The organism is Nitrososphaera sp. AFS (genome assembly GCF_009898475.1).
Taxonomy (GTDB): Archaea; Thermoproteota; Nitrososphaeria; order Nitrososphaerales; family Nitrososphaeraceae; genus Nitrosopolaris.
The window spans coordinates 1-5043 of the sequence record NZ_QURE01000095.1 but is presented as its reverse complement, the minus strand read 5'-3'; the positions used below and the strand labels follow the sequence as shown (position 1 = coordinate 5043).

Annotated in this window: 4 protein-coding genes; 1 reads left to right on the top strand and 3 read right to left on the bottom strand. The window is 36.5% G+C overall.

Features of this window, described 5'->3' with window-relative positions:
• Positions 1-236: 236 nt before the first annotated feature.
• The 3 genes from DYY65_RS09415 to hsp20 form a co-directional block, all read right to left on the bottom strand.
• On the bottom strand, positions 237-842 hold the full coding sequence (locus DYY65_RS09415; protein WP_162477707.1) for a patatin-like phospholipase family protein: 606 nt from the start codon (positions 840-842) through the stop codon (positions 237-239).
• A 950-nt stretch (positions 843-1792) separates the two neighbouring features.
• Entirely contained in the window at positions 1793-2743 is a 951-nt protein-coding gene (locus tag DYY65_RS09410; RefSeq protein ID WP_162477708.1) for a transcription initiation factor IIB, read from the bottom strand.
• Positions 2744-3308: 565 nt separating this feature from the next.
• Positions 3309-3911 (bottom strand): archaeal heat shock protein Hsp20, encoded by a 603-nt coding sequence (gene hsp20 / locus DYY65_RS09405; RefSeq protein ID WP_162477706.1) that lies wholly within the window; start codon positions 3909-3911, stop codon positions 3309-3311.
• A gap of 532 nt (positions 3912-4443) precedes the next feature.
• Between hsp20 and DYY65_RS09400 the strand changes: the two genes are divergently transcribed.
• Positions 4444-5043, top strand: a 600-nt coding sequence (locus DYY65_RS09400) for a glycosyltransferase (protein ID WP_236561769.1), incomplete at its 3' end; no start/stop codon positions are given.

The window sequence follows — 5043 nt, the reverse complement described above, 5'->3', positions numbered from 1 at the left end:
GCATACGGACATCAGGATGGTCATTAAGTTAATGTTGTCTACTGATTAATTATTCGAATCAGTTTTTCATTCAATTATGGTTCATCGCAGGATAAACTAAGTTTTAGGTGATACTACTTAGCCACTTAAATCATTTTGGATCTTTCAGTTCTTGATATGATGTAATCTAATTATCTGAAGATTTATAATTGTCATGTTGCTGATATCAATCCTCACTGGCCCAACACAGAAAAAATTCATTGAACCAGCGAGGCACTAGGAATTGCATAAAAATATTCGCAGTGTATGTCTACTAAAGTATCAAAGACAACAGGTTCACTTGTCCTTAAATCTGTACATGTTACAATTAGTCTAGGAGTCCTAGAGTTATCTTCCCTTTTTCTTTTTCTTTTCTTTAGCTGACTAAAATCGACATATTTGTAAAGAGTTTCTTTAAGTGGTGAAATATCAAATAGTGGGTAAGGCAATCCTAATTCCGGATATGTAAAACCTTCAGGATTCAGCCATTTAGGGATGAACGCTTTTGGATTACCCCATGTAGCAGCAAAAATCGTTGACATTATGCTTCTGGTCTTATCGCTCAACATTAATGGAATGGGGCAACCTATATTCTGAGAAAGCTCTAACCAAAAGTCTTCGAGCTTGTGTGATGCATCTTCTCGAAATCTAGAGGTTATTATTGCAGCATTCACGGCTCCGATTGAAGTACCTGCAACAATATCAAAGTTGACATAACGTGCAAGTGTTTTATACACCCCACATTCATATGCACCAAGAGATCCACCGCCTTGCAAAACAAGAACAGTTTCTGATCCGAGGTTATGCTTTTGTAGACTCGGCATTACAAGAATAAAGAACAATCTTGGTATAATATAATTCACTTTTATTTTGATGCTTGTTCAATGATTGAAGTGGTTGGATGACTAACTGGGTGACTGAATGACCTGATCTCATGTCATATAATTTCAATCCCGTCCCCTAGCCAACACCAGTTGGTTCTCGATGTTCTTTGTGTTCCAATTTTTTGTGTTCTTCTTTCTCTAGCTGCGTCAAAAATACTTTGTTACATACTTCACATGTGATACGCTCAGCCATTCTATCTTATACCACTAATCTGAATAAATATATTTTGATAGACAGCAGGCTATTATACAACTTGTTATAGTACTTTGCCAAATAAATATTGAATGAATAGTTAAATCAGCAGATCTACACTATCTTACGAGAACTTAAAGGATTAGAATATACTAAGAAGCTGATACTCCAATAATAAAGTAAATGCAGGTATCTATTAGCTTTGACTTAGATTTATTCAAAATTGTATCATATATCGGAATTTGTGACAGCGGATCAAAATAGGCGTGTACATTATGACACATCTTTTGCACCTAATCCTTGCAAATGTTTTTGCAAGAAGAACTCAAGTAGGACCGCCTATTATTGTTTGAAATTCAGACAAAAAATAATTTTAGGGTTCCGGTTTAGGTCGTGGCAGAGCTGCCTCAAGCGTATCCATTCGCTGCTTTAGGTATGCCAGATATTTGGCCAAGTTATCTTTTGTTGTGACGTCATACATTTCTAAATGACTTACAAGCTCATTTTCGTTATAGTCGTGATTACATGCAGGACATTTTGCCATATTTTCAATACTTAAGGGCGTAATATGTTTGTATTACATTACTGATAGTAGATGCATGTATAGTATAGCAATCTCATGATAGTAGTCTACTATTTATCATATGGCTAACTACAAGAAAATTCTCTTTCCTGCTAATTACAACTTGATAGCTACTTAGTTATGTAATTCAAGCCGATTGGCTAAATCCTTAAACCTATTTCTGATTGTTACTTGTGTAATCTGGGCTGCGTTTGCAAGGTCAACCTGACTCTTTTGTTCACCATTCATAACACATGACGCATAAAGCACAGCTGCTGCCAAACCCATTGGATCCTTTCCTGTACTGATACCTCGCTTGACTACCTCACTCATTAGGTTCATGGCTTTGTATTTAGTCTTCTCGCTTATGTTAGCTTTGTTTGCAACTCTAACAATACATTTTTTGTTATCAATAGCAGGTAATCTAAGTTCAAGTTCAAACACTAACTCTCGATAACATTTGGAAATTAATTTTCTTTTGATATTGCTAGTTAAAGCTATTTCATCTAGTGTACGTGGTGCATCCATTTGTCTACATGCAATATACACTACAGCAGCTAAAACAGCAATAGTAGATCTACCACGAATTATTCCTTTTTCATGAGCTTTTCTAAATATGTAAGCAGCTTTCTCAACTATTGCATCAGACAACCCAAGTTTATCCTTTAGTGTATCCAATTGTCGAAGTGCAACCATAAAGTAGTAATTATTGGACTGAGTCCTTAAATCCCATGTCCTTAGTCTTCGCATAGTGTAAAGCATAGTGGGCTTGATTTGATTTTCGTTTGCATCTATGTCCTTATTTCCAATACTAGTAGATAGTCCCATATTATAACGAGCCAGAGATAGTAAGGGTCCAGTACCAGTACCAGTTCTAGTGCTTGCTTGCATCCTGTCCTTATCAATGGCTTGCCATTCTAGCCTGGTATCTGCATTATCGGATAGCACCATACCACATTTACTGCAGACAATATCTGTCGATTTAGGATCTGCAATTATTGTGTTAGGTTGCTTACAAAGGGGACATATTCCAGATTCCACTGTAGAATCTAAGTCGCTACTATTTCCATCAGAGCTGATTACCATATTCTTTTTCGGAAGGATTGTCACTTGAATACAGTACAATATATTAGTTAAATCCGAAATAAAAAGTTAATTGGATAGGTACAGATATTTAGAAGCCAAATTCGTATGAACTGGGCAGATTGTATAAATTAACTGTTCATTAATACCAAAGTTGCATGGCTGATCAAATTAGATGGGTGTTCTGTAACTATGGGCAGCCATGCTATGTACAAGTCTATCCTAGTTGGATAACATTTAGGGGATTTATCTGACATGCGGGGCAGACAATAATAATATTGTATCCATCTTTGGATATAAAATTATTCACTTCCTATGTGTCCACACTAACTTAGCTAACTGCTGACTATTATTGATACTTGCACTATTGTAGCTTTGTAAAACCTCAAGTAAACTTAGAACAGGCCGGCCAAAAGGCAAAAGAACGGAACAAACGTTGGCCGGCCTGCAATGTTCCTATTTACTCTTGCATTAATATCATGTATAATCTAATAGATAAATGTTTAAAATGGCACAATAAAAAGAAAGATGTAACTTGACCACTACAGTTTACCTAAAAAAAGAGGTATTATTCAACCTTTATTGTTTTGCCTTTAGCTTGCTCCTTTTTCTTGAATGTTACTTCTAATATTCCATTATTGTAAGCAGACTTGGCCGTTTCAATATCAGTCTCAGTTGGTATCTCAATGGTTCTATGATATTTTCGTTGAGGATCTTCACTTTTAACTTCTACTATATTATCATGTGCATTGATTTTGATTTTGTCTTTGCTGACTCCTGGCATTTCCACGACTACCTTGACTTCCTTGTCTGTAGTAGATACATCCACTAGAGGCTCTATTTCATCTATTACTTCAGGTCTACTCATACCCCCAAATCCAGGCCTTGACCGCTTGACATTTCCAAATTCCCTTACTTGCGGTTTGCCATCAGGTCCAACTGTCATTGAATATCCATACACTACCGGGCCTACTTCCCTTACTTTTGCGCCTTCTGGGGTAGTATATTCCCTTATCAAATTCTTGGGTATATCTTTTCCTATATCTTCGAATTCTCTTTCCATCTGTCGCCTCATTTCATCAAAGCCTCTGAACATATCTTCAAAAAATCCTCTCCCTCCTCCACCGAAGAATCGGCGAGTCCAATCAAATGGTTCTATATCGAAGCTCATAAATCATTTATCACCTATACTATATAAGGCATAAATCATACTTAAAACTTTCGGAAATGGTCAAATATGGTCTACATAGACTGGAGATCAGTACAGTATAAAATGCATGGGAATTAAAAGAAGACATCATTAAATTTATGCTCAAATTAATACGATCATCTAACACAACAAGATCGAGTCATTGGAAGCCTATGAGGACTCTACCCCAACCCAATTAGTCCTATTGGTGGGATAGGGGAGGTGAGGGTGGACAGCTTATCCTCACAGGATCTATTATACTTCCTATGACTTTTCTGTTACTATTTAAGTAAAAAGGGATATTTATTAGTTACTCACACGCCGTGACCATGTTAAAATTTTACATTTATGGCCATGGTATCAACTTGAATGGGGGCGGTATTGTGCTTGAAGGTAGTTTTATTATTTGATATTATTAGGATATAATTATGCATAGATAACCACACAGTGTGAGTAAGTGATATATACAGGGATGATCTATAGACATGTGCAGTATTTCAGAAGGTAATATAGATTGGAGCGAACTAAAGTACTAATGGTTTCTACCGAATACCCACCAATGAAAGGTGGCGTTGGCCGATATACCTATAACCTATCAAACTCACTAAGAAAACTTGGTGTAGATGTATTTGTCGTCAGTGATGTAAATGGAATGGGGGAATATCGTGAGATTTCGTCTAGAAATCCAAATAATTCAGAAGTTCTGCTAAAGATAGTTAATAGTCTGCGTCCTGATATTGTTCACGTACAATATGAACAGGGCTTATATGGACTTTATATGGATCCCAAAAAGCCAAGCAAGGTTAGTACAAACCTTGATACATTTTATAATTTATGCAAGGTTCCGATAGTTACTACATTTCATTCTACCTACACATTCAAACAGTGGATGAACAGAGCAAGATTGATGGCCTCCGCTTCCCCCCATCGAGCTAGGCATAGCGGAAGATTTCTAAGTTCTCTAGGTGAGTATTGGAAACATATATTAAATTACTATTCGTTCCACAAGTCTAACCGGGAAAAAGTTAGAAAGAGCAAAGAGAGTATTGTATCCTCTGATTTTATGTTGGAGAAGATTGGCGGAGGTAAACTTATCTATCATGGGGCTGAACCT

Bases quoted from the DNA above. Each gene is read 5' to 3' on its own strand.
- DYY65_RS09415 (WP_162477707.1), bottom strand. From the start codon at position 842: ATGCCGAGTCTACAAAAGCATAACCTCGGATCAGAAACTGTTCTTGTT.
- hsp20 (WP_162477706.1), bottom strand. From the start codon at position 3,911: ATGAGCTTCGATATAGAACCATTTGATTGGACTCGCCGATTCTTCGGT.
- DYY65_RS09410 (WP_162477708.1), bottom strand. From the start codon at position 2,743: ATGGTAATCAGCTCTGATGGAAATAGTAGCGACTTAGATTCTACAGTG.